This is a genomic window from Streptosporangium sp. G11 (genome assembly GCF_051192615.1).
GTDB lineage: Bacteria > Actinomycetota > Actinomycetes > Streptosporangiales > Streptosporangiaceae > Streptosporangium.
In genome coordinates, this window is record NZ_JBPJUQ010000276.1 from 1 (window position 1) to 1,512 (window position 1,512).

The 1,512-nt window shown below is 70.5% G+C and carries 2 protein-coding genes; one reads left to right on the top strand and one right to left on the bottom strand.

Annotated elements, in window-relative coordinates; genetic code table 11:
- Positions 1–18 precede the first annotated feature (18 nt).
- Positions 19–654, bottom strand: coding sequence for a TetR/AcrR family transcriptional regulator (locus tag ACSDR0_RS50505; RefSeq protein ID WP_435296116.1), 636 nt, complete (start codon positions 652–654; stop codon positions 19–21).
- Positions 655–740: 86 nt separating this feature from the next.
- Between ACSDR0_RS50505 and ACSDR0_RS50510 the strand changes: the two genes are divergently transcribed.
- On the top strand, positions 741–1,512 hold a 772-nt coding region (locus ACSDR0_RS50510), incomplete at its 3' end, for a zinc-binding dehydrogenase (RefSeq protein ID WP_435296117.1).

The window sequence follows — 1,512 nt, forward strand, 5'->3', positions numbered from 1 at the left end:
GGCGGGCGGTCTCCTCGTTCAAGGGAGCGTCATCGTGACGCTGCCCGGGATCGCGGCGAACGCATCACGGAGGCGGGCGGTGAGGTCGTCGCGGTTCGCGGATCCGGGCTGGAACGCCAACTCCTCCAGCGCGCAGTGGAAGGCCGCGATCATCATGTCGAGGGCCAGTCGGGGCCGCAGGTCATGCGGGTCGGCCAGGCCGAAGCGCTCCTGCAGGATCGTGATCGCGGTGCGGGTGGTGCGGTCGCAGAACTGCAGTCCGTGCGCGTTCATCGACGGCGTCTGGGCGGCCAGCCGGCGGGTGAGCAGGACGCGGTCCGCCCAGCCCTCGTCGGGCATCCTGCCGAGCGCGGTGAGCAGCGTGTCCTGAAGCTGCGCCAGGAGCGTGCCGCCGTTCGGCCGCCGGGTCTGGAGGTCGTCCAGAAAGGCGGCCCACAGATCCTGTGTGGGCGCCATCGCGACGTCTTCCTTGCTGTCGAAATAGCGGAAGAAGGTGCGCTTGGACACTTCGACGGCGGCGCAGAGCTCGTCAAGCGTCGTGCCGTCGAAACCGCTGTCGGTGAACTGCTCCAGCGCGGTGTCGATCAGCGCCTGGCGGGTGCGGAGCTTCTTGCGCTCGCGTAGCGGCAGGCCACTGGGGATCTCGGTGCTCATCAACCCAAGTGTACCTCGTGCGCGAACACCTCCTGTAGCCTTATGCCACTCAGCGGCATAAACCTCTCGGTGAAGGTGAGAACCCCATGCGTGCTCTGCTCGTCGACCGTTCCGCGCCCGGCGGCCTGCGACTCGGTGAGGCACCCGATCCCGTACCCGCCCCGAACCAGGCTCTGGTACGGGTGACGGCGACCTCCCTCAACTACGGCGAGGTCGCGCGCGGCATCCAGAACGCCCCCGAGGGAACCGTCCTCGGCTGGGACGCCGCGGGGATCGTCGAACGTGCCGCCGCCGACGGATCCGGCCCGGCCGCCGGCACGCGGGTGGTCACACTCGCCGTCAACGGCGCCTGGGCCGAACTCCGCGCCGTCGACACCGATCTCGTCGGCGCCGTACCGCGAGATGCCGACCTCGGCGCGATCAGTACCATCCCGGTGGCGGGCGCCAGCGCGCTACGCGCGCTCCACCGGATCGGCCCGATCCTCGGCAGGCGCGTGCTGGTCACGGGCGCGACCGGCGGGGTCGGACGGTACGCCGTACAACTAGCCCACCTCGGCGGGGCTCAGGTGGTGGCCTCCACCGGCGACCCGGCCGCGCACGGCAAGAGCTTGCGAGCGCTCGGCGCGGATGAGGTGGTATCCGGGCCGCACGAGGTCACCGAGCCCGTGGACGGCGTCGTGGACCTGGTGGGCGGCGACCAACTGGTGGCCGCGTACGACCGGCTGGCCGAGGGCGGCACTCTGGTCGCCGTCGGGCACTCGGCGAACAACGGTGAGAACTTCCCCTTCGGCGCCTTCTTCGGCGACCAGGGACGGCACGATCGCTCGATCGTCACGTTCTTCCTGCTCGGCTGCCAGG

Coding starts and splice junctions, on each gene's coding strand:
- ACSDR0_RS50505 (WP_435296116.1), bottom strand. CDS start 654: ATGAGCACCGAGATCCCCAGTGGCCTGCCGCTACGCGAGCGCAAGAAG.